The organism is Marivivens sp. JLT3646 (assembly GCF_001908835.1).
Classification (GTDB): domain Bacteria; phylum Pseudomonadota; class Alphaproteobacteria; order Rhodobacterales; family Rhodobacteraceae; genus Marivivens; species Marivivens geojensis.
In genome coordinates, this window is sequence record NZ_CP018572.1 from 723589 (window position 1) to 746678 (window position 23090).

At 59.5% G+C, this 23090-nt stretch carries 24 protein-coding genes; 21 read left to right on the forward strand and 3 right to left on the reverse strand.

The genetic code is table 11. The features are described from left to right. Positions 1–112 precede the first annotated feature (112 nt). The 21 genes from BSK21_RS03660 to folD all read left to right on the forward strand — a co-directional run bounded on the left by BSK21_RS03660 (position 113) and on the right by folD (position 18755). On the forward strand, positions 113–910 hold the full coding sequence (locus BSK21_RS03660; protein WP_067549678.1) for an urease accessory protein UreD: 798 nt from the start codon (positions 113–115) through the stop codon (positions 908–910). 9 nt (positions 911–919) lie between these two features. After that, on the forward strand, positions 920–1222 hold the full coding sequence (locus BSK21_RS03665) for an urease subunit gamma (RefSeq protein WP_067549676.1): 303 nt from the start codon (positions 920–922) through the stop codon (positions 1220–1222). A 9-nt stretch (positions 1223–1231) separates the two neighbouring features. Further along, positions 1232–1537: an urease subunit beta gene (locus tag BSK21_RS03670; protein WP_067549674.1), complete on the forward strand. Its 306-nt coding sequence runs from the start codon at positions 1232–1234 to the stop codon at positions 1535–1537. Continuing rightward, a complete protein-coding gene (ureC, locus tag BSK21_RS03675) occupies positions 1537–3237 on the forward strand; it encodes an urease subunit alpha (protein WP_067549672.1) in 1701 nt (566 codons plus the stop codon). Before BSK21_RS03670 ends, ureC begins: the two co-directional genes overlap by 1 nt. Before the next feature lie 7 nt (positions 3238–3244). Continuing rightward, the gene (locus tag BSK21_RS03680; protein ID WP_082959413.1) at positions 3245–3700 is read left to right on the forward strand and encodes an urease accessory protein UreE; all 456 of its coding nucleotides are present in this window, start codon (positions 3245–3247) and stop codon (positions 3698–3700) included. Then, entirely contained in the window at positions 3684–4319 is a 636-nt protein-coding gene (locus BSK21_RS03685; RefSeq protein ID WP_067549670.1) for an urease accessory protein UreF, read from the forward strand. Before BSK21_RS03680 ends, BSK21_RS03685 begins: the two co-directional genes overlap by 17 nt. Next, complete coding sequence (ureG, locus tag BSK21_RS03690) at positions 4316–4948, forward strand: urease accessory protein UreG (RefSeq protein WP_067549668.1); 633 nt, start codon at positions 4316–4318, stop codon at positions 4946–4948. The genes BSK21_RS03685 and ureG overlap by 4 nt, the downstream gene beginning before the upstream one ends. Before the next feature lie 39 nt (positions 4949–4987). Beyond that, a complete protein-coding gene (locus BSK21_RS03695; RefSeq protein ID WP_067549666.1) occupies positions 4988–5608 on the forward strand; it encodes a hypothetical protein in 621 nt (206 codons plus the stop codon). After that, positions 5605–6006 (forward strand): tol-pal system-associated acyl-CoA thioesterase, encoded by a 402-nt coding sequence (gene ybgC / locus BSK21_RS03700; protein WP_067549664.1) that lies wholly within the window; start codon positions 5605–5607, stop codon positions 6004–6006. The genes BSK21_RS03695 and ybgC overlap by 4 nt, the downstream gene beginning before the upstream one ends. A 159-nt stretch (positions 6007–6165) precedes the next feature. Continuing rightward, positions 6166–6840 carry a protein TolQ gene (gene tolQ / locus BSK21_RS03705; protein ID WP_067549662.1) on the forward strand — a complete coding sequence of 225 codons (675 nt, stop codon included), beginning with the start codon at positions 6166–6168 and terminating at the stop codon, positions 6838–6840. Between the two features lie 3 nt (positions 6841–6843). Beyond that, positions 6844–7314 carry a protein TolR gene (gene tolR / locus BSK21_RS03710; protein ID WP_067549661.1) on the forward strand — a complete coding sequence of 157 codons (471 nt, stop codon included), beginning with the start codon at positions 6844–6846 and terminating at the stop codon, positions 7312–7314. Between the two features lie 4 nt (positions 7315–7318). Continuing rightward, a complete protein-coding gene (locus BSK21_RS03715) occupies positions 7319–8488 on the forward strand; it encodes a hypothetical protein (RefSeq protein ID WP_067549659.1) in 1170 nt (389 codons plus the stop codon). A 138-nt stretch (positions 8489–8626) separates the two neighbouring features. Then, positions 8627–9943 (forward strand): Tol-Pal system beta propeller repeat protein TolB, encoded by a 1317-nt coding sequence (tolB, locus tag BSK21_RS03720; protein ID WP_082959412.1) that lies wholly within the window; start codon positions 8627–8629, stop codon positions 9941–9943. 79 nt (positions 9944–10022) lie between these two features. Further along, entirely contained in the window at positions 10023–10550 is a 528-nt protein-coding gene (gene pal, locus BSK21_RS03725; protein WP_067549655.1) for a peptidoglycan-associated lipoprotein Pal, read from the forward strand. Between the two features lie 24 nt (positions 10551–10574). Further along, positions 10575–11396: a tol-pal system protein YbgF gene (gene ybgF, locus BSK21_RS03730; RefSeq protein ID WP_067549652.1), complete on the forward strand. Its 822-nt coding sequence runs from the start codon at positions 10575–10577 to the stop codon at positions 11394–11396. Further along, positions 11387–12658 carry a tRNA lysidine(34) synthetase TilS gene (gene tilS / locus BSK21_RS03735; protein ID WP_082959411.1) on the forward strand — a complete coding sequence of 424 codons (1272 nt, stop codon included), beginning with the start codon at positions 11387–11389 and terminating at the stop codon, positions 12656–12658. The genes ybgF and tilS overlap by 10 nt, the downstream gene beginning before the upstream one ends. A 79-nt stretch (positions 12659–12737) precedes the next feature. Beyond that, complete coding sequence (gene ftsH, locus BSK21_RS03740; RefSeq protein ID WP_067549650.1) at positions 12738–14642, forward strand: ATP-dependent zinc metalloprotease FtsH; 1905 nt, start codon at positions 12738–12740, stop codon at positions 14640–14642. After that, a complete protein-coding gene (locus tag BSK21_RS03745) occupies positions 14639–15424 on the forward strand; it encodes a methyltransferase domain-containing protein (protein WP_231924771.1) in 786 nt (261 codons plus the stop codon). Before ftsH ends, BSK21_RS03745 begins: the two co-directional genes overlap by 4 nt. Then, a complete protein-coding gene (locus BSK21_RS03750; RefSeq protein WP_067549646.1) occupies positions 15425–16009 on the forward strand; it encodes an MOSC domain-containing protein in 585 nt (194 codons plus the stop codon). A gap of 127 nt (positions 16010–16136) precedes the next feature. Then, positions 16137–17813: a formate--tetrahydrofolate ligase gene (locus BSK21_RS03755; protein ID WP_067549644.1), complete on the forward strand. Its 1677-nt coding sequence runs from the start codon at positions 16137–16139 to the stop codon at positions 17811–17813. Positions 17814–17861: 48 nt separating this feature from the next. Next, positions 17862–18755: a bifunctional methylenetetrahydrofolate dehydrogenase/methenyltetrahydrofolate cyclohydrolase FolD gene (gene folD / locus BSK21_RS03760; protein WP_067549642.1), complete on the forward strand. Its 894-nt coding sequence runs from the start codon at positions 17862–17864 to the stop codon at positions 18753–18755. 21 nt (positions 18756–18776) lie between these two features. Here the strand turns inward: folD and pdeM are convergent, their stop codons facing one another. From pdeM to BSK21_RS03775, 3 genes are read right to left on the reverse strand one after another with little or no spacing between them, the layout of a single operon-like run. Beyond that, entirely contained in the window at positions 18777–19424 is a 648-nt protein-coding gene (pdeM, locus tag BSK21_RS03765) for a ligase-associated DNA damage response endonuclease PdeM (RefSeq protein ID WP_074039054.1), read from the reverse strand. A gap of 42 nt (positions 19425–19466) precedes the next feature. Continuing rightward, entirely contained in the window at positions 19467–21857 is a 2391-nt protein-coding gene (locus BSK21_RS03770; protein ID WP_067549640.1) for a ligase-associated DNA damage response DEXH box helicase, read from the reverse strand. Between the two features lie 47 nt (positions 21858–21904). After that, complete coding sequence (locus tag BSK21_RS03775) at positions 21905–23017, reverse strand: CaiB/BaiF CoA-transferase family protein (protein WP_067549748.1); 1113 nt, start codon at positions 23015–23017, stop codon at positions 21905–21907. Between the last annotated feature and the right edge of the window lie 73 nt (positions 23018–23090).

Here is a 23090-nt window from a genome sequence, read left to right on the forward strand (position 1 = left end):
CCCAAATCAGGCAATTGGCGGGCTGTCTGCCTATGAATTAAGCGCCTCACGCGGCGTCGCCTTTTCCCTGTCGCGGGCCTCTGTCTAGCTACCCGAGCAAGTGGGGAACGGGATGCTGGACGCGACACATCAGGTCAAATTGCAACGCGCCAAAGGGCGGGTAGTGGCTGGGTTTTCTGGCCCCGACAATCGCCTGCGCGACTTGCATCAGTCTGGTAGCCTAAAGGCGCTGCTTCCCCGTAATCACGCGCCCGTGCCAGACGTTGTCTTGGTGAATACCGCTGGCGGTTTGACGGGCGGGGATGATTACCGCATCGACATTTGCGCCCATGACGGCGCGTCTGCCACCGTTGCCACGCAAACGGCTGAGCGGGTTTATAAAGCGTCCCAAGGGGTGGCGCGGATGGATGTCCATCTGACGGCCAAAGGGGGCGCGACGGTCCATTGGATGCCGCAAGAAACCATCCTCTTTGACCAAAGCGCGATTGCTCGAACGATCTTGGCCGACCTTGATGCGGATAGCCGTTTGCTGATCGTCGAACCCGTGATCTTTGGCCGTAAGGCGATGGGCGAAACGCTGCAAACTGTGTCCTTTAGCGACCAGTGGCGCATCCGCGTGGATGGTCGTTTGATCCATGCCGAGGCCACCCGCATCACAGGTGATTTCACACGGTATCAGGGGATCGGCTGCCTCAACGGTGCCCGCGCAACGGCGACCATCCTTTATGTCGGCCCTGATGCAATGGATCGTCTCGATCAGGCCCGCGCGCTGGGCGTTCCCGCCACGGCTTGGGGTGGGAAACTGGTCGTGCGGTTGATGCATGACGATGCCCGCGCCCTGCGCCGCCAACTGACCGAATTTCTACGTAATTTCCGCGGCTGCGATCTGCCCCGCGTTTGGACAATTTAAGGAGGCACGATGAACCTCACTCCTCGTGAAAAAGATAAACTGCTGGTCGCTATGGCCGCCATCGTCGCCCGAAAGCGGCTGGAACGGGGTGTCAAACTGAACCACCCCGAGGCCATCGCCCTCATCACCGATTTCGTCGTTGAAGGTGCGCGAGATGGCCGTTCGGTCGCGGATTTGATGGAGGCTGGCGCTCATGTCGTCACCCGCGAGATGTGCATGGATGGCATCCCAGAGATGATCCACGACGTTCAGGTCGAAGCGACGTTCCCAGACGGCACCAAGCTCGTCACCGTTCACCACCCCATTCGATAAGAGGCGCCCATGATCCCCGGAGAAATCATGCCCAAAGCGGGCGATATCGAACTGAACGCAGGTGCGCCTGTGACAACGCTTTTGGTGGCGAATACGGGCGACCGTCCTGTGCAGGTCGGCAGCCACTACCACTTTGCCGAAACCAACGCCGCGCTGTCCTTTGACCGCGATGCTGCACGTGGTCTGCGCCTCGACATCGCGGCAGGCACAGCTGTGCGGTTTGAACCGGGGCAAGAACGCGAAGTGTCCCTGATCCCTTTGTCGGGCGACCGTCGGGTTTACGGCTTTAACCAACACGTGATGGGAGACCTCTGATGCCCGCAAAAATCTCTCGTGCGACTTATGCTGATATGTTTGGCCCCACCGTGGGGGACCGCGTGCGGCTTGCTGATACCGACCTAATTATCGAGGTCGAACACGATCACACCATCTACGGCGAAGAGGTAAAATTCGGCGGCGGTAAGGTGATCCGCGATGGTATGGGCCAATCCCAGCGCACCCGTGACCAAGGCGCGGTAGATACCGTCATCACCAACGCGCTGATCGTTGACCATTCGGGGATTTATAAGGCCGACGTTGGTTTGAAAAACGGTCGAATTCACGCGATTGGTAAGGCAGGCAACCCTGACACGCAGCCTGGCGTGAACATTATCATCGGACCCGCGACCGAAGCCATTGCGGGCGAGGGGCGTATCCTTACCGCTGGCGGGATCGACAGCCATATCCACTTTATCGCGCCGCAACAGTTCGACGATGCGCTGCATTCGGGCGTCACGACGATGATCGGCGGCGGCTCGGGTCCTGCGCATGGCACGCTGGCGACGACATGCACGGGCACATGGCACATCGGCCAGATGATGCGGTCGTTCGACGGTTTGGCGATGAACACGGGCATTGCGGGCAAGGGCAACGCCTCGCTCCCTGATCCGCTGCACGAAATGGTGCGGGCAGGGGCGTCCTGCCTGAAACTGCACGAGGACTGGGGCACCACCCCTGCTGCCATCGACTGCTGCCTGAGTGTCGCGGACGAAATGGACGTTCAGGTGATGATCCACACCGACACGCTGAATGAATCGGGCTTTGTCGAAAATACCGTCGCCGCGATGAAGGGTCGGACCATCCATGCCTTCCATACTGAGGGCGCAGGTGGCGGCCACGCGCCCGACATCATCCGCGTGTGTGGCGAACCGAACGTGATCCCGTCCTCAACCAACCCGACGCGCCCCTACACGGTCAACACGCTCGAAGAGCACCTCGACATGCTGATGGTGTGTCACCACCTCGATCAATCGATTCCCGAGGATGTGGCCTTTGCCGAAAGCCGTATCCGCAAGGAAACCATCGCGGCTGAGGATATCCTGCACGATATGGGCGCGTTTTCGATCATCGCGTCGGACAGTCAGGCGATGGGGCGCGTGGGCGAGGTTCTCATTCGAACATGGCAGACCGCCGACAAAATGCGCAAACAGCGCGGTCGGTTGAGCGAAGAAACAGGCGACAACGACAATACCCGCGTCAAACGCTACATTGCGAAATACACGATCAACCCCGCGATTGCCCATGGTATGTCCCGTCACATCGGCAGCGTTGAGGTCGGGAAACGCGCTGACCTTGTGCTCTGGAGCCCTGCGTTCTTTGGCGTGAAGCCAGAGATGGTTCTGTTGGGCGGCACCATCGCGGTTGCGCAAATGGGCGATCCGAATGCGTCGATCCCGACGCCGCAGCCCGTTTATACTCGTCCGATGTTCGGCAGCTTTGGCGGCGGTTTGACGGCTGGCAGCGTGACCTTTGTGTCCAAAGCCGCGTTTGAGGCTGGCGTAGGTGATGGTCTGGGCAAAGAGGTGATCGCGGTCGAGAATTGCCGCAACATCGGCAAAGCTGACATGGTCCACAATGCACTGATGCCCAAGGTCGAGGTTGATCCTGAAACCTACGAGGTCCGCGCGAACGGCGAACTTCTCACCTGTGAACCCGCAAGCGAACTGCCCATGGCACAGCGCTATTTCTTGTTCTGAGGTGTCCATGCTAACCGAACTGACCCTGACCGCCCGAGAGGTCCGCCGTGGCCCAAACCCGCCCGCGGGTCTTAGCATTACGCTGACCTATGAGGATCGGTTCCTCCGCCGCAAACGGCTGATCACCGATCAGGGACAGGCGGTTCTGTTGGATTTGGCAGAAACGACCTCGCTCGATCATGGGGATATGCTGATGCTCGAAGATGGGCGTGGGGTGGCAATTTTCGCGGCACCCGAGGCGCTGATCGAGGTCACGGGCAACGACCTGACCCGCATCGCGTGGCACATCGGCAACCGTCATACGCCCTGCCAGATCGCTGAGGGGCGCCTGCTGATCCGCGAAGATCACGTGATGGCCGATATGCTCATGCGCCTTGGGGCCAACGTTCGCCGCGTCACCGAACCTTTCACCCCCGAAGGTGGCGCCTATGGTCACGGGAGGACGCATGGCCACGCCCACTGACCTCCTCACTCTTTCGCAATGGTTCGGCGCGAATTTTCCCACGGGGGCATTCGCCTATTCGCACGGGCTTGAGGCGATGGTGGAAAGCGGTGTTGTCACGGACGCGACAACGTTTGCCGCGTGGCTGCGGGACGTGTTGGAACGTGGCGCGGGGCGGCAAGACGCGATCCTGCTGTCCTTGGCCTATCGCGGGAATGCGGAGCAGGTGGCGGAATTGGCGCTGGCCCTAAGTGCGACCGCAGAACGGCATTTGGAAACCACCGCGCAGGGGCGGGCCTTTGGTTCGGTCGTGGCGGATGTGTGGGGCGGGGCGGCGACCGCATGGCCCTTGCCGGTTATTGCAGGCTCAGCGGCCCACCGCGAAGGTCTGCCATTGTTCGAAACCCTGACCTTTGCCCTGCAATCCTTTGCGGGCAACCTCTGCACCATCGCGGCCCGCTGCGTCCCCATCGGCCAGACCGAAGCGCAATGTGTCCTGCGCTCTGTCGTTCCGATCATCGAGGCCATCGCCCGTGACGCACTTACTGCGACTGAGGATGACCTTGGCAGTGCTGCAATGGCCTCAGACCTTGCGGCAATTGCCCACGAAACCCAAAGAACAAGGATTTACCGCACATGACCTCTCCTCATGGCCCATTGCGCGTTGGTATCGGCGGACCCGTTGGCGCTGGAAAAACCACTCTGACCAAAGAGTTGTGCAAGCAACTGGCGGACCGATGTTCAATGGCGGTGATCACCAATGACATCTACACCCGCGAGGACGCAGAGGCACTGATGCGGGCGCAGGTTCTCCCCCTTGATCGTATTCGCGGGGTTGAGACGGGCGGCTGTCCGCACACCGCGATCCGCGAGGATGCCTCGATCAACCTTGCCGCTGTGGCTGAACTCAACGAAGCCTTCCCTGATCTGGATCTGATCCTGATCGAGAGCGGCGGCGATAATCTCTCTGCTACGTTCAGCCCAGAACTTGCGGATCTGACGATCTATGTGATCGACACGGCGGCAGGTGATGACATTCCGCGCAAAGGTGGGCCTGCGCTGACGAAGTCAGACCTACTCGTGATCAACAAACGCGACCTTGCGCCCTATGTGGGGGCCGATACGGACCGCATGAACCGCGATGCGACAGAGCACCGTAAGGGCAAACCGTTCCTCTTTGCCGAATTGCGAAACGGGATCGGACCGCAAGAGATCGCAGAGTTCATAATCCGCGAGGGTGGGATCACTTTGCGGGATGCGGCGGCCTAGCCCATTGATCCCAAAGACGGCTCAGGCTATCGACGGGGCATGACGCCAGACGATATTATCCCGCTCTTCACCCGTGCCGATGGCAGCTTCCTGTGTGCCCGTTGGGGACGCCCGATTGTGCCTGTCATTTTCGGCGTCGAGGAAGAAACCCTCTCTGTCCTGAAAGGTGCGATTGAGGTCGTTGTCGCGATGTCTGGTCACAAGATGGCTGAGACGGACCCTGAACTGGGCGCAAATCTGATGATCTTTTTCTGCCGTGAGTGGGCGGATATTTCGGGCGTGCCGAACCTTGAAAAGCTGGTCGATGGGCTGGACGGGATTGTTGAGCGCCTAGAGGCGTCGAACGCCAACCAGTTCCGTACGTTCAAATTCGACAGCACAGGCGCGATTTCAGCCTGCGTGGTGTTCATCCGCATGGACGCGCAGATGGCAAAGCTACCTGCTGAAGACATCGCGCTGGCTCAAGCCGCACAGATGTTGCTGACATGGGGTGACGGGGCCTTTGCTTCGAAATCACCGCTGGCACTGGCGAATGGCGTGACGGTTTTGCGCCCCGACATCGCTTCGGTCATTGCCGCCGCCTATCATCCGGTCCTGCCTGCTTGCGACCGTGACCCCAGCCACGCCTACCGCCTTGCCGCCAGAACGGAGCTGTCATGACCCACCGTTTCACTTGCCGCGTTTACTACGAAGACACCGACCTTGCGGGGATCGTTTATTACGCGAACTACCTGCGGTTCATCGAACGTGCGCGGAGCGAATGGGTGCGGGGGCTTGGCATCGATCAGGCCCGTATGAAAGATGAGGATGGCATCGTCTTTGCCGTGCGTCGCGTTGAGGCCGATTATTTGCATCCTGCCAAATTCGATGACGAGCTGACGATCGAAACCACCGTCGAACATATGGGCGGTGCGAGCATGGTGCTGCGTCAGCTCGTGACCCGAACAACTGACCCCAAAGCCGCGCCGTTATTCACGGCACTTGTAACACTTGTCGCGATTGGGCGGAACGGAACAGCGGTGCGATTGCCCGCAATCCTGCGGCGTCCGCTGCATTAAATCATATCTTTCCGTGGGTTGTGATCGCTGACCTGTGCCGTCCGCGTATTTCCGCCGGATACAAAGCCGTGATCGGCGGACCCTTGGCAGAATACCCGCATATGCTGTAAAGAGTTATGCAAATCGCGGAACGAACCGCGGCGGCAAACGAGCAGGCAGATGGAAGCAGCAACCGACTACACGATGTGGGCGTTATTCGCCCGCGCGACAATTCTTGTTAAACTCGTCATGATCATGCTCGTAATGGCATCGGTTTGGTGTTGGGCGGTGATCGTGGACAAAATCGTCCAATATCGCAAAGCGCGCGCCGAGGCTGCCGTCTTTGACCGTTCGTTCTGGTCGGGTGAACCGCTGAACGATCTGTTCGATCAAATCGGCACAAACCCCCAAGGCCCGAGCCAGCGTATTTTCGTCGCTGGTATGCTTGAATGGCAGCGCAGCTTGCGTGGGGACGGTGGTTTCATCGCTAACGCGCATGCGCGCATTGATCGCTCTATGGATGTCGCTATCGCCAAAGAAGCCGCAGCCTTGCAAAAAGGGCTTCCCGTTCTGGCGACTGTTGGTTCAACCGCGCCGTTCGTTGGCCTCTTTGGGACCGTTTGGGGGATCATGAACTCCTTCATCGAAATTGCTGAGGCGCAGACGACGAACCTCGCCGTTGTGGCCCCGGGTATTTCCGAGGCGCTTTTGGCGACAGGTTTGGGCCTTTTGGCTGCTATTCCTGCAGTTATTTTCTATAACAAACTGTCCAACGACAGTGACCACGTCATCGCTGGCTATGAAGCCTTTGCCGATGAATTTTCGACCATCCTTGGTCGTCAGCTGGATAGCTAATCCATGGGTGCGGGTGTCATGAAAAAAGGCGGGGGCGGCGGGTCACGCCGTCGTCGTCGCGTGAGCGGCGGCAACGCTGCCATGTCAGAGATCAACATCACGCCGTTCGTCGACGTGATGCTGGTGCTTCTCATCATCTTTATGGTCGCGGCCCCGTTGATGACGGTGGGCGTGCCTGTCGAGCTTCCGAAAACGCAGGCCAGCGCGCTGCCGACGGACGACGAAGAACCGCTGACGGTGACGATCACCGCAGAGGGTGCCGTTGCCATCCAGAACAGCGAAACCGACGAGGCAGAACTGGTCACCAAACTTCAGGCCATCGCGGCAGAGCGGACCTCTGACCGTATCTATCTGCGCGCGGATGGGGCCAATAATTGGGACCGCGTGGCGCATGTCATGGGACTCCTGAACGCGGGCGGATTTTCCAACATCGGTCTTGTGACCGATATCGCAACTCCGGGATCGGGCGGTTAAGGTCGTGAACCTACAACGCTACAGCATCGGCACTTGGGTGTCGGGGGTCGGCCATACAGGGTTGATCCTCTGGCTGATTGTTGGCTGGGGCATGAACAACACGCCGATGGATTTCGAGGTGACGCAAGTCTCCGTCGTCTCTGGCGCAGAATACGAGGCGATGGTGGCTGCAACCTCGCCCAACCCTGTCGCCGAACCGATTGGAGAGATGGTAACGCCCGACGTGCTCGTGGACACGCCTGCGCCTGTCGTGGAAGAGGTCGCGCCTGTTACACCTGCGCCGACCCCTGCGCCCGAAGCCCCTGTCGAGGACACGCCGCCGCCGCCGCCACCTGCGCGGCCTGAACCTGTTGCGCCGCCTGCGGATGCTGTCGTGGAACCTACGCCGCCTGAACAACCCGCTGGTGCCCCCGATATGCCCGTGAGCGATCGCCCTGTTGAGCGTCCCGCCGACCGGGTGGCATCGACCCCAACGCCACCCCCGCCGCCAGAGGCTGACGTCTCGCCACAGGCGCAAACGGCTGTTGTTGAGGATGCTCCGACCGAAACCACAGATCCCGTGATCGAAGAGCAAACTCCGACCGCGCCCGAAGAAACCGCGACCCGCATCGTGTCGCCAGATGAAAAGCCGTCGTCGGCACCGACCTCAACACCGCGTCCGCCGTCGCGCCCGTTAGCACTTGTGCCGCCAACGCCTGCACCCACGCAGACGCCGGAACCCGATACGCAAACCGCGCAAACCCCTGCACCTGCAGAAACCCCAGCGCCTAGCACCGACACAGAAGCAGCGAATATCGCGGCAGCTTTGGCTGCGGCATCTGGCGCTGCTGTAAACGAAGGCCCAGCAACCTCTGGCCCGCCGCTTACTGGTGGTGAAGAGGATGGGTTCCGTCGTGCGGTCAGCAGCTGTTGGGTCGTCGATAATGGTGCACAGTGGGCCAGCGTCACCGTCACCGTCGGCTTTAGCATGACCCAAGAAGGCAAAGTTTCGGGCGACGTGGAATTGCTGAACTTTACGGGTGGCGATCAGGCCACCGCGCGCGCCGCATTCGAGGCCGCTCGCCGTGCGATCCTGCGGTGCCAGTCGTCGGGCTACCCGCTTCCTGCAGACAAATACGAACACTGGAAAGACGTCGAACTGACGTTTGACCCGTCGACAATGAGGCTCCGCTGATGACTGGCGCGCTTTACTGTTCACGTTTGTTCACGAATTGGCGTCTTTCCGCGTATTTTTCCGATCTTTGTTACGGAAATCTGGTAAAGACAGCGCTAACACCCCAAGGCTGCGATGTGCAGGCATATGAGGATACGAATGTTTAAGAAGTTAATGGCCCTTCTGCTGGTGGTTTTTCTGGGCGCACCTGTTGTGGCTGAACCCCTGCGTCTGACCATCACCGATGGTGTCATCGAACCGCTCCCCTATGCGATCCCAACGTTCCAAGCGGAAATCGCTGGGTCCGAGGATATGGCCGCGAATATCACCCGCGTGATCGCAGAGGATCTGTCGGGCACAGGGCTGTTCCGTCAAATCCCGTCCTCGGCTTTTATCAGCCAGCACATCTTTGACACCACGCCAGCTTATCCCGATTGGCGTGCCATCAACACCCAAGCCCTGATCACAGGTGCGGTAGCGGTGCAGGGCGGTCAGGTCGTCGTGAAATTCCGCCTCTATGACGTGTTCACAGGGGCTGAAATGGGCGATGGTCAACAGTTGGTCGCTGGCGTCGATGGCTGGCGTCGTTTGGCGCACAAGGTCGCCGATCAAGTCTACAGCCGCATCACGGGCGAATCCGGCTATTTCGACAGCCGTGTGATCTATGTCGCCGAAAGCGGTCCGAAAGATAACCGTCGCAAGGTCATTTCGATCATGGATTACGATGGTCAGAACGCGCAGTCATTGACCCAAGGCAACTCGTTGGTGCTCGCACCTCGGTTCTCGCCCACTGGTGATCGCGTCCTGTACACGTCGTACGAATCCGGTAGCCCGCGCATCTATATGCTGAACGTGTCCTCTGCGGTTGCGCAGCCAATCACCACTGCGCCGGGGAACATGGCGTTCTCGCCGCGCTTTAGCCGCGATGGCCAGCGCGTGATTTATTCACTCGAAACGGGCGGGAATACCGACATCTGGATGACCGACATTGCAACAGGCCAGCACAGCCGTCTGACCAATGCGCCTTCGATTGAAACGGGTCCGTCGCTGTCGCCAGATGGCAGCCAGATCGTGTTTGAATCAGATCGTTCGGGCACCCAGCAGCTCTACGTTATGCCAGTGACAGGCGGTGAACCGCGCCGCATTTCCTTTGGCGAAGGGCGCTACGGCACACCCGTATGGTCGCCGCGTGGGGACCTCGTTGCGTTTACCAAACAGAACGCAGGGCGTTTCCACATCGGCGTTATGCGCACCGATGGCAGCGAGGAGCGCTTGCTCTCTTCTGCCTCTGGCGGGTTCCTCGATGAAGGCCCGACATGGGCGCCCAATGGCCGTGTGATCATGTTCTTCCGCGAAGCGCTCGGCGCGGGCGGTGGTCCTTCGCTCTACTCGGTTGATATTTCCGGTCGGAACCTGCGTCAGGTCCCGTCCAACGGTTTCGCTTCTGACCCCTCATGGGGCCCGTTGCTTCGCTAATATTATGGACGGATTCCCAATAGGGGGCCGTCCATGCTATACATGACCCAAGAGCAGTCAAAAACAGGATAGAAAATCCATGCAAACCCTTACCAAAGCGGCCCTTATCGTTCTGGCCCTGTCCACCGCCGCCTGTACCCGCCCCGACCGTTTCGGCGCTGTTAACTCGGTTGATCTTAATGCTGCTGGCGGTGCTAGTGGCATCGGGATGTCGGGCCTCGGCGATGTGAACGACCCGACAAGCCCAGCCTATTTCCAGCAAAACGTCGGTGACCGCGTTCTGTTCGCTGTCGACCAGTCGACCCTCTCTGCCGAAGGCCGTGCGGTTCTTGACGGTCAGGCACAGTGGCTGATGACTAACAACGATTACCTCGCTGTGATCGAAGGTCACGCTGACGAACAGGGCACCCGCGAATACAACCTTGCGCTCGGTGCTCGTCGTGCGAACGCCGTTTACGAATACCTGATCTCCAAAGGTATTTCGGCCTCGCGCATCCGCACCATTTCCTATGGTAAAGAACGCCCGCTGGCGACATGCGCATCGGAAAGCTGCTACAGCCAGAACCGTCGCGCTGTGACCGTAATCAGCATTGGCCAACTGGGCTAAGACGACCAATTTTGGGGGCGTGATATGATCCGCAACACTTTCCTTGCCGTGGCTTTGGCCTGTGCGACAGCCGTTCCGGTAGCGGCGCAGGACGCGCAGACCTTGGCTGATGTGCGCCAACAGCTCTCTGCGTTGTATGTTGACGTGCAATCGCTGCGGGCTGAACTTTCGGCCACGGGCGGCATGACGGCAGGTGTTGCGGGGGCCACGCCCCTTGATCGTCTGAACGCGATTGAGGCAGAGCTTCAGCGTCTGACCTCGAAGAGCGAAGAACTAGAGTTCCGCATCGGACAAGTTGTCCGCGACGGTACGAACCGCATTGGCGACCTAGAGTTTCGCCTCTGCGAATTGGAAGAAGGCTGCGATATAGGTGCCTTGGGCGATACGCCGACTTTGGGCGGCGTGGATGTCGCGCCTGTCGCACCGCAGCCTGCGCCGACCACTACCATCGAACCGCAGCTCGCCATCGGCGAACAGGCCGATTTTGAGGCTGCGCAAACGATGATGGAAGAGGGCGATTTCGCCGGCGCTGCCGTCGCGTTTGACAACTTTACCGCCGCATACCCCGGTAGCCCGCTGAGCCAGCAGGCCCATTACCTGCGCGGTGAATCCTATGAGAGCCTTGGCGAAATGACCAACGCGGCACGCGCCTATCTGTCGGCTTTTTCGGCCGATCAAACGGGCGAAGGTGCGGCGGACGCGCTGTTTAAACTGGGCTTCTCGCTTGGCGCGATTGGGCAGACGCAGGACGCTTGTATTACGCTGCAGCAAGTTGGGAACAAATTCCCCAATAGCGACGCCGCTTTGGATGCGCAGAGCGCGATGCGCAACTTCGGATGTTCCTAAACCCTGAATGGCTGATGCAGCAGGGCGAAGATGCCATGCTGCTGCATCAAGTGCATTCGGCCTATTCGGATCATCCGTCCCATATTGCAGTGGCGGTATCTGGCGGCGGGGACTCCGTCGCCCTTTTGCATTTGGCCTACCGCGTTGTGGCGCAGACGGGGCAAACGCTCTTTGCGGTCACCGTCGATCATGGGCTAAGGGCCGAGTCCGCAACCGAGGCCGCGACCGTCGCCCAGTTCTGCCAAACGCTGAACATTCCCCACACGACCCTGAATTGGAACGGCACAGAGGCCCAAGGCAACCTCATGGCCGCCGCCCGCGATGCGCGGTATCAATTGATTGCAGACTGGGCCAAATCCAACGGGATCGGGCATGTCATGCTGGGCCACACTCGCGATGACGAGGCAGAGACGTTTCTCATGCAACTTGGTCGTGGGGCAGGGGTGGATGGCCTGTCAGCTATGGACTGGCGACCCCGTCGGCTGGGTATTCACTGGGGCAGGCCTCTGCATCAGTCCATGCGGTCCGAACTGCGCGATTACCTGACCCGTCAGGGGATCGAGTGGATCGACGATCCGACCAACGAAAACCCTAAATACCTCCGCAGCCGTATTCGCGCAGCGATGCCGCAACTGGCGGATCTGGGCCTCACTGTCGATGCCATCGCCACAAGCGCCGCTAACCAAAAGATGGCGCGGGCGGCACTTGATCATTACGCCGCGAAAGAGGCAGACACCCACCTGACCATTCAGGGCGGCGATGTGATCCTGCCCCGCAACCTCGACCGCCTGATGGTGCCTCAAGACATCCAGCGCAGGCTCTGGCTCGCATCCGTGATGTGGATCGGTGGCGGGGACCATGCGCCACGGCAACGCGGTCTGTCCCAGATCACCCACGCCATCCGCGACGGGCGCGATGTGACGCTGAACGGCTGCGCGATCCTCGTGAAACGGGACCACATCCGTTTTACCCGCGAACTGAACGCTGTGCGCGACCTGCGCTGTCCAACGACTGAAATCTGGGACGGACGGTGGCAACTGACGGGGCCTCACGCGCCCGATCTGCACATTTCCGCCGTCGGTGAAGAGGGGATTCGCCAGTGTTCCGACTGGAGAGCCTCTGGTTTCCCACGTCCGTCGATTATTTCTTCGCCCGCCGTTTGGCGCTCAAACACCATAATAGCAGCGCCATTGGCAGGTTTAGGCGCAGAATGGACTGCGCAGATCGTCGCGCCATTCAGTATGGGTAAGAACGTCCATTGAACCTCCTCGTTTGATCCCTATTTTAAGGAACAAATCTGACTTGCCGTAATGCAGGTCGGGAACGTCAAAGGAGTCCCCCTTGGGCAACGCACGCAATATCGTATTTTGGGTCGTCCTGTTTTTGCTGGTCGTCTCGCTCTTCAATGTTTTCTCGTCTGGTTCATCGAGCCTGCAATCCACTCAGCGGAGCTATTCCGAATTCATCCAAGCGGTGAATGACGGCAGCGTCCAAAAGGTAACGCTGGATGGCGAACGTGTCCTCTATACCGGAACTGACAATCGCGAATACGTCGCGATCCGTCCGACCGATGCGCAGGTCACAGATATGTTGATCGCACGCGATATTCCGGTGACCGCAGACGCGCAGGAACAATCCACGTTCCAAGCTGTTCTCTTGAGCCTTCTGCCCTTTGTCCTGCTGATCGGCGTTTGGATCTATTTCATGAACCGTATGCAAGGCGGTGGCCGTGGTGGCGCGATGGGCTTTGGCAAATCCAAGGCCAAATTGTTGACCGAGAAACATGGCCGCGTGACCTTTGATGACGTGGCTGGCATCGACGAGGCCAAAGAAGAACTGCAAGAGATCGTAGAGTTCCTGCGCAACCCGCAGAAATTCAGCCGCCTCGGTGGGAAGATCCCCAAAGGCGCGCTTCTCGTTGGCCCTCCGGGTACAGGTAAAACGCTTCTGGCGCGCGCAATCGCGGGCGAGGCTGGCGTTCCGTTCTTCACCATCTCTGGTTCTGACTTTGTTGAAATGTTCGTCGGTGTGGGTGCATCCCGCGTCCGCGACATGTTCGAACAGGCGAAAAAGAACGCGCCGTGCATCGTGTTCATCGACGAGATCGACGCAGTCGGTCGTGCGCGTGGCGTTGGTATGGGCGGCGGCAACGACGAACGTGAACAAACGCTCAACCAGTTGCTCGTCGAAATGGACGGCTTTGAAGCCAACGAAGGCGTGATCATCGTTGCGGCAACCAACCGCCGTGACGTGCTCGACCCTGCGTTGCTGCGTCCGGGTCGTTTTGACCGTCAGGTCACCGTTCCGAACCCGGACATCAAAGGCCGCGAGAAAATTCTTGGCGTCCACGCTAAGAAAACCCCGCTCGGCCCTGACGTTGATCTGCGCATCATCGCACGCGGCACCCCTGGGTTTTCTGGTGCGGACCTCGCCAACCTCGTGAACGAAGCTGCCTTGACCGCTGCCCGCGTTGGTCGCCGCTTTGTCACTATGGTCGACTTTGAGAACGCCAAGGACAAAGTCATGATGGGCGCAGAACGTCGTTCGATGGTTCTGACCCCAGATCAAAAAGAGAAAACCGCCTATCACGAGGCTGGCCATGCTGTTGTTGGTCTGTCGCTGCCCGAATGTGACCCCGTCTATAAGGCGACGATCATTCCGCGTGGCGGTGCCTTGGGCATGGTTGTCTCTCTGCCAGAAATCGACCGCCTGAACTGGCACAAGGCTGAATGTCAGCAGAAACTCGCGATGACGATGGCAGGTAAAGCGGCAGAGATCATCAAGTACGGCGCGGACAATGTATCGAACGGCCCTGCAGGTGACATCCAGCAAGCCAGCCAATTGGCCCGCGCGATGGTGCTGCGTTGGGGTATGTCGGACAAGATCGGTAACGTCGATTATTCCGAGGCAGCTGACGGCTATACGGGCAACACCGCTGGTTTCTCTGTCTCGGCGCACACCAAAGAAGCGATCGAAGAAGAAGTTCGTCAGTTCATTCAGGACGGCTATGACACCGCCTACCGCATTCTGACCGAAAAGAATGACGAATGGGAACGTTTGGCCCAAGGCCTGCTGGAATACGAAACCCTCACCGGTGAAGAAATCCAGCGCGTGATGAAAGGCGAACCGCCCCAAGGGAACGGCGACGACGATGCAGGCAATGCGCCGTCTGTTGTCGCGATGCCCAAGGCTGGCAAGGCCCGCAAGCCCAAGGACGACGGGCTAGAGCCGGAGCCTACTGCTTGAGCGGACAGCTAAAGAACGACTGGAACCCCGAAACCTATTCAAGGTTTCGGGGTTTGCGTTTGCGCCCCGCGATTGACCTGCTTCAACAGATTAGCGGCGAGGGGGAGGGCGATATCATCGACCTCGGATGTGGAAACGGCGCCGTGGGGGAACCGCTCGCGGATCGTTTTGCAGGTCACAAGATCATTGGCGTTGATGCCTCTGAGGCAATGCTGGTGCAGGCTTCAGAAACCCGTGCCTACGATGAGCTCGTTCATGCGCATATCGACCATTGGCAACCCGCCCGCCCGCCTGCGGTGATCTTTTCCAACGCAGCGCTCAATTGGATCGGCGATCATCAAACGTTGATGCCGCGGCTTGCGGGGCAATTGGCAGAGGGCGGTATACTTGCCGTACAAATGCCGGGTCAACATAATGCCCCGTCCCATGCGCTCGCCCGTGAAATCGTGGTCGAGATGTTCCCAGACCGCTTTGCCGACGGCGGCTGGAATACGGATGTTCTGGACCCAGCGGCCTACCACCGCATCCTGTCTGACCTCGGCACCGTCACCGCGTGGGAAACGACTTACCTCCAGCCGCTGACCGCCGTAGACGATGGCCACCCCGTCCGCCATTTCACCCAGTCCACCTACCTGCGCCCGATCCTCGATACACTTGATGCGGACGAACAGGCCAGTTACCTCGCGGCCTATGAGGCTGGGTTGGCTGTGGCCTATCCTCTGTTACCCAACGGCGGCGTTTTATTCCCGTTCCGCCGTATCTTCTTTGTTTTGGAAACGTAAATGCCTGCCCTGACTAAGACCAAGTATTCTGGAACGATTACTCACCTCGGCTACATGCCCACGCTGTCGGATGGCACTGTCACGTCACATACGGTCGATCAGATGGCGATGGACTTCGGGGGCTATGACAAGGACGCCCACTATGGCCTGACGCGCCCGTCGTGCAGCCGTGTGACCCAGCAGTACCCCAAAGGCACCGATATTCGGAACACCCGTCAAATCTCGATCCTATCTGCCAATGAGATTGCAGAGATCGCCGCAGACCTCGGGCTAGAGGCGCTGGACCCGCTGTGGCTCGGCGCGACGATTGTGATCGACGGTATCCCTGATTTCTCGCACATCCCGCCGTCCTCGCGTCTGCAATGCGAACGCACTGGACTAACGTTGACGGTCGATATGCAAAACCGTCCCTGTCACATCGTCGCTAAGACCATTGAAGAGGCAGAGCCGGGGCATGGCAAAACGTTCAAAAGCGCCGCAAATGGCAAACGTGGTGTGACGGCTTGGGTCGAACGGATCGGAGAGATTCAGATCGGCGATCAGCTTACTCTGCACGTGCCAGATCAACGCGCTTGGGCCCCTTAGGTTTCCGATCGGCAACCGCCTGTTCCTCATGGCGGCGATTTCAAGGCTGAATAGGTCGGAAACGCATAGTTGCCCCTCTTCCTCTCGCGATAGCCTTGCCGCAAATAACAGGGAAGAGGAAAGTACCGTGACTTTTAAGACTGATATTCAGATTGCTCGCGAGGCAAACAAGAAACCTATCCAAGAGATCGGTGCGATCCTCGGTATCGAGTCTGCGGATTTGATCCCTTACGGTCACGATAAGGCGAAAGTCTCTTCTCGTTTTGTTGAAGAAGTTAAATCGCGCAAGAACGGTAAACTGATCCTCGTCACCGCGATCAACCCGACCCCTGCGGGCGAAGGCAAGACCACCACCACCGTAGGTCTGGGCGATGGTCTGAACCGTATCGGTCAGAAAGCTGCGATCTGTATCCGCGAAGCGTCCCTTGGGCCGAACTTCGGGATGAAGGGTGGCGCGGCTGGTGGCGGTTACGCGCAGATCGTTCCGATGGAGGACATGAACCTCCACTTTACGGGCGACTTCCACGCGATCACCTCGGCGCACAACCTTCTGTCGGCGATGATCGACAACCACATTTACTGGGGCAACGAACTCGAAATCGACGAACGTCGCGTATCGTGGCGCCGCGTTTTGGACATGAACGACCGCGCTCTGCGTGACACCGTGACCTCGCTCGGTGGTGTGTCGAACGGCTTCCCGCGTCAGACGGGCTTTGACATCACCGTAGCTTCTGAGGTTATGGCGATCCTCTGCCTCGCAAACGACATCGACGACCTTCAGGAACGTCTGGGTTCGATGATCGTGGCCTACCGCCGCGACCGCACCCCGATCTATTGCCGCGACATCAAGGCGGACGGCGCAATGACCGTTCTGCTCAAGGACGCGATGCAGCCGAACCTCGTTCAAACGCTCGAAAACAACCCTGCTTTCGTTCATGGCGGACCGTTCGCAAACATCGCGCACGGCTGTAACTCTGTTGTTGCGACGACCACCGCGTTGAAACTTGCAGACTATGTCGTCACAGAAGCTGGTTTCGGTGCTGACCTCGGCGCTGAAAAGTTCATGAACATCAAATGCCGCAAGGCTGGCCTCGCACCTGACGCAGTTGTTGTCGTGGCGACCGTGCGCGCGATGAAAATGAACGGTGGTGTGGCGAAAGCTGACCTTGGCGCCGAAAACGTCGCTGCGGTCGAAAAAGGCTGCCCGAACCTTGGCCGTCACATCGCCAACGTCAAATCGTTCGGCGTGCCTGTTGTTGTTGCGATCAACCACTTCGTCACCGACACCGAAGCTGAAATCCAAGCGGTCAAAGACTACGTTGCCAAGCAAGGCGCCGAAGCGATCCTGTCGACCCACTGGGCTGACGGCGGCAAAGGTGCAGAAGCACTGGCCCACAAGGTCGTGCAACTGGCGAACTCTGGTTCGGCTCACTTTGCACCGCTTTACCCCGATGAAATGCCTTTGTTCCAAAAGGTCGAAACCATCGCAAAACGCATCTACCACGCGGACGAAGTTATTGCGGACAAGAAAATCCGCGACCAACTGCGCGAATGGGAAGACGCAGGCTACGGCAACCTGCCAGTCTGTATGGCAAAGACACAATATTCGTTCTCAACCGACCCGAACCTGCGTGGCGCTCCGACCGGACATAGCGTTCCGATCCGCGAAGTGCGCCTGTCCGCCGGTGCTGGTTTTGTTGTGGTAATCTGCGGTGAGATCATGACCATGCCCGGTCTCCCGCGTGTGCCGAGCGCGGAAAACATCCGTATCGGTGACAATGGGCAAGTTGAGGGGCTGTTCTGATCCGTTCCTCGGATCAGCAACACCACCAATTGAAAAGAGGGGAGCCGTATGTCGGCAACTGTGATTGACGGAAAGGCCTTTGCGGCCTCAGTGCGCGAAAAGGTGGCGGGTCATGTGGCCCGCCTGAAAGAAGAGCAAGGGATCGTGCCGGGCCTTGCTGTGGTTTTGGTTGGCGAAGATCCTGCGAGCCAAGTCTACGTGCGCTCTAAGGGCAAACAGACCGTCGAAGTCGGTATGAAGTCGTTTGAATACAAACTGCCTGATACCACGACCGAAGACGAACTATTGGCCGTCATCGACAAACTGAACAACGATCCGCAGGTTCACGGGATCTTGGTTCAGTTGCCGTTGCCGTCGCATATGAACTCTGACCTTGTGATCAACGCGATTGATCCGGCGAAGGACGTGGACGGGTTCCATATCTCGAACGTCGGTCTGTTGGGCACTGGGCAGAAATCGATGGTGCCGTGCACGCCGCTCGGCTGTTTGATGATGCTGCGGGATCACCACGGGTCGCTGTCGGGTCTGAATGCCGTTGTGATCGGTCGTTCGAACATCGTCGGCAAACCGATGGCGCAATTGCTGTTGGGCGATAGCTGCACCGTCACCATTGCGCACAGCCGCACCAAAGACATCGAAGCCGTCGTCCGTCAGGCCGATATCGTTGTCGCGGCTGTTGGCCGTCCTGAAATGGTCACAGGCGACTGGATCAAGCCGGGTGCGACTGTCATCGACGTGGGCATCAACCGGATCGACGCAGGCGAGGGTAAAACCCGTCTGGTCGGGGATTGCCACTACGACAGCTGCGCTGAGGTTGCTGGTGCGATCACACCTGTTCCAGGTGGCGTTGGCCCGATGACCATTGCGTGCCTTCTGGCGAACACCGTGACCGCCTGTTGCCGTGCCAACGGTCTACCAGAGCCCAAAGGCCTCACGGCTTAATACCAATAGCCCTTGCCGTGATTACGGCAGGGGCACCACCAAGGCCCGCGGTCCCGTCAGCACCGCAAACGCCCGCGCCGCAAAGAGATCCCTGATCGGGGATTTGACCGCAGGAATCCCACCCGTGTAGGTCCCGAAGGCGGGCATAATCAGTCGATTTTCATCATAGACAAAACAGGCTCGCGCAGGTCCGCTGAGGCTATGTTTTGGGTGATAATGGCCCGACACTTCGGCCTGTGCTTCGCGTTCTGCGATATGACGGAATGTCAGTGATCCCGCCGTCACTTCGTCCACATATTCCCCGCCCAATTCGACAGGCCCCGCATCGTGGTTCCCTGCGATCCAGACCCATTCGCGCCCCGCCTGCATTCGTGCCAGCCACAGCTTCTCTGCGTCGGGCATATGTTCGATAGCCTCAACATCGTCAAAGCTATCACCCAAACAAATCACACGCGCAGGTGACACTTCATCCAACACAGCATCCAGACGCGTCAGCGTATCCCGCGTGTCAAAGGGCGGCAGCAGGGCGCGCCCCTTGCGGGCAAAACGTTCGGACTTGCACAGGTGCAGGTCCGACACGACGAGCGTGTCATGATCGGCCAGCCACAACGCGCCATCGGCATGCGCGGTCAGTTGTGTGTCACAGAGGGAAAAATCGTGATGCGTCATGCCAGCGTCTTTGGCCGCAGCGGGGAAATGCGTCAAGTGGACTTAGCCCAATCCTGCCTCTTTCATCAAGGCTTCGGCGCGTTCGGCCTCTAGCCGTTCGCGTGCGACCCCTTGGACGGGTATCTTTCCGACTTCTAACAGCAGTGGCGCGGCCAGTGGCGGCAGACGGTCGAGCGCCAGATGATCAATCCGTCCACTCGTCCGTGTCAGCATTTCCTCAATCCGCCCAAAATCGACCAAGCCGCGCATGGCTTCTTCGCGGGTGATACGCAGCATAAGGTGGTCGGGGTCGTATTTCGCCAATGTGTCATAGAGGATATCGGACGACACGGTTGCCTGCCGCCCCGTCTTTTTCGACTGCGGCGTGTTGCGCATCATCAGCATGGCGATGGTGGCCGCCGTGCGGAACGTCCGCTTCATCACCATGTTCGATTGCAGCCACCGATCACGCCCCTCGCGCAGCCCGTCAGCCGTGAGGAGGGGGGCGACATCTTCAACAGGATCCAACCCCCAAACCAGCGTCGCATAATCCGTTGCGACAAATCCCAAGGGCGCGAGGCCCGCTTCTTCCATCCGTTGCGTCAGGATGAGGCCCAGCGTTTGTTGCGCATTGCGCCCCGCAAAGCCGTAGACGCACATGAACTGCCGCCCGTCATGCGGAAAGGTCTCGACCAGCAGCCTATCCGCGCGGGGCAGGTGCGATACCTCGCGCTGGAGGTTCAACCACTCCGCCGTATGACGGGGCAACTCGGGCCAATCGCTGTGCTGAAACATCGCCAATACGCGAGCCGAAAGCTGCGTCGATGTGGCGAACTTTGTCCCGTTGAACACGGCGACGCGCGGGTTCTGAGCGGCAGAGCGCGTGACCTCCACCACCATTTCCTTGATCCCTTGATAGCGGACGATTTGCCCGCCGATCAGGAAGGTATCCCCTGCGGTCAGCGTCGCGGCAAAGCTCTCTTCGACTTCACCCAGAGGTTTGCCCGCACCTCGCATCCGCACCTTCAGCGTTTCGGTGTCCTGAATGGTGCCGATGTTCATGCGGATCGATTGCGCGGCTCGTGGATCGCGAAGCTGCCACAGCCCGTTCCGCTCCATCAACCGTTGCCATTGGTCATAGGCGCGCAGCGCATAACCGCCCGTCGCCACGAACTCCAAACAGTCGTCAAATGCCGCTCGCGATAGCCCCGCATAGGCGCCAACGGATTTCACCTCGTTAAACAGCTCTGTCGCGTCAAACGGACCTGCACAGGCGCGGATCAGGATGTGCTGGCACAGAACATCACGCGGTCCATCGCCCTTGGGGTCGCCGTCCAGATCGTGATCCCGCGCGGCGGCGAGAGCCGCAACACATTCGATCACCTCGAACCTATTCGCGGGAACCAAGAGCGCCTTTGATGGCGCATTATACCGGTGATTGGCCCGCCCGATCCTCTGAATCAACCGCTTCACGTTCTTGGGTGCGCCGACCTGAATGACCAGATCGACGTTGCCCCAATCGATACCTAGATCGAGGCTCCCTGTGCAGACCACCGCCCGCAAGTCCCCGCGCACCATCGCCGCCTCAACCGCATCGCGCTGATCCCGCGAGAGGCTCCCGTGGTGGATGCCAATCGGCAAATCGTCCGTATTGGCGAGCCAAAGGTTGTGAAAGAATATCTCTGCCTGCGCCCGTGTGTTGTGAAAAATCAGCGTGGTTTTGTGCCGTTTGACCTCTTCCAACACCGCAGGGATCGCATAGCTCGCCCCGCCACCAGCCCAAGGCGGCGGGGTGTCTGTGACCAACATCGCAATATCAGGCGCAGGACCTGGGTCCGCGTTGAGGATCGCGCAGCTAGTGGGGGACAGTTCCCGTGCAAGGGCCTGAGGGTCCTCAACCGTTGCCGACAGGCCCACGCGCCGCAGGTCAGGGCATATCGCCTCGAGCCGCGAGAGGGCCAGCATCAACTGATCGCCGCGTTTGCTCTCGGACAGGGCGTGGATTTCATCGACGATCACGCGTTTCAGGCCGCGAAACATCCGAGGCGCATCCTCGTAAGAGGTCAGCAGCGCAAGGCTCTCTGGCGTGGTCAACAGAATATGAGGCGGATCAACCCGCTGTCGTTTCTTGAGCGTGGCACTGGTGTCGCCTGTCCGATCTTCAATGCGGATTGGCAACGCCATGTCCTCAACAGGCCGCCGCAGGTTCCGCCCGATGTCGGCAGCCAGTGCCTTGAGTGGCGAGATATAGAGCGTATGAAGCCCCTCGTGCGTGCCATCCGCCAGTTCGATCAAGCTCGGCAAAAACCCAGCCAGCGTCTTACCGCCGCCCGTTGGGGCAATCAGCAGCAACGCCTTTTCTGACGCCCGCTCCAGCATGTCGCGCTGATGCGGGTGGATCTGCCAGCCACGGCTCGCGAACCAATTATCGAAAATTTGGGGTAGGGCGGTCATACCGCCAATCTGCCTTGGTTCTAGTCCACGTCAACCCCAGCAACCGATTAGATCGCCGATGGTCCTGTATTCGCGCGATTGGCAAGCTCTGCGCGGATTTCATCGCTGTGCTCTCCACGGTGCGGAATGGCGGGGGGCGACCACGCGGGCTGGCCCGAAAACCGTGGCGCTGGAGCGGCTTGCAGGGTTCCGTCGATCTCGTGCCATGCGGACCGAGCGGCGTTCAACGGATGCGCCATCGCCTCTTCTGGGCTGAGAACAGGGGCCACGCAGGCATCCGTTCCCGCGAAAACAGCCGCCCAGTCATCACGGCTGCGCGTTGCGAAAATCCCCGTAAGGCGGTCGGTCAAATTAGGCCAAGCGGCACGATTGAACTGGTCCTGAAACGCAGGGTCATCGCCCAACCCGAGACGGTCGAGGAAGATCGCGTAGAATTTCGGCTCTAGGCACTGAACCCCGATAAACCCACCATCGGCACAGCGATAGGTTCGGCTCCAATGCGGACCGTCTAGCAGGCCTTTCCCGCGGGTCGTTGGGAACATGCCCGACTGCCGCAATGTCATCAGAAGGTTCATCATATGCGCCGTACCGTCATAGATCGCGGCATCGACAACGGTGCCTTTGCCTGTTGCGCGAGCCTTGAGGATGGCGGCCAGCATTCCCACGGCCAGATACATTGCACCGCCGCCAATATCGCCAACCAAGGTCGGGGGCGTCATCGGCTGCGCCCCTGTTTCCCCCGCATACCACGCGCCACCCGCCAGCGAGATGTAATTCAGGTCATGCCCCGCCGTATGCGCCAGCGGTCCGTCTTGGCCCCAGCCTGTCATACGCCCAAAAACCAGCGCTGGGTTCACCTGATGGCAAACCTCTGGCCCGAGGCCGAGTTTCTCCATCACGCCGGGGCGGAACCCTTCGATGAGTCCGTCCGCGCTCGCCACCAGTTGAAGCGCCGTCGCCACATCATCAGGAGATTTGAGGTCGAGAGCGATGGACCGTTTCCCACGGTCCAATACGGCGCGTTCAGGCATCCCCGGTGTCACGCCGCCGCCCTTGCGGTGAATCACGATCACATCAGCGCCAAGATCGGCCAAGAGCATCGCGGCAAAGGGACCGGGGCCAAGCCCTTCGATTTCGATAATCCGCACGCCATCCAACATCATTGCTGGCTCCTCTCCACCTGAATGTCCCCCAATCAAAGTTATGAAGGGCGAGGCGGACAAAGGCCAGTGC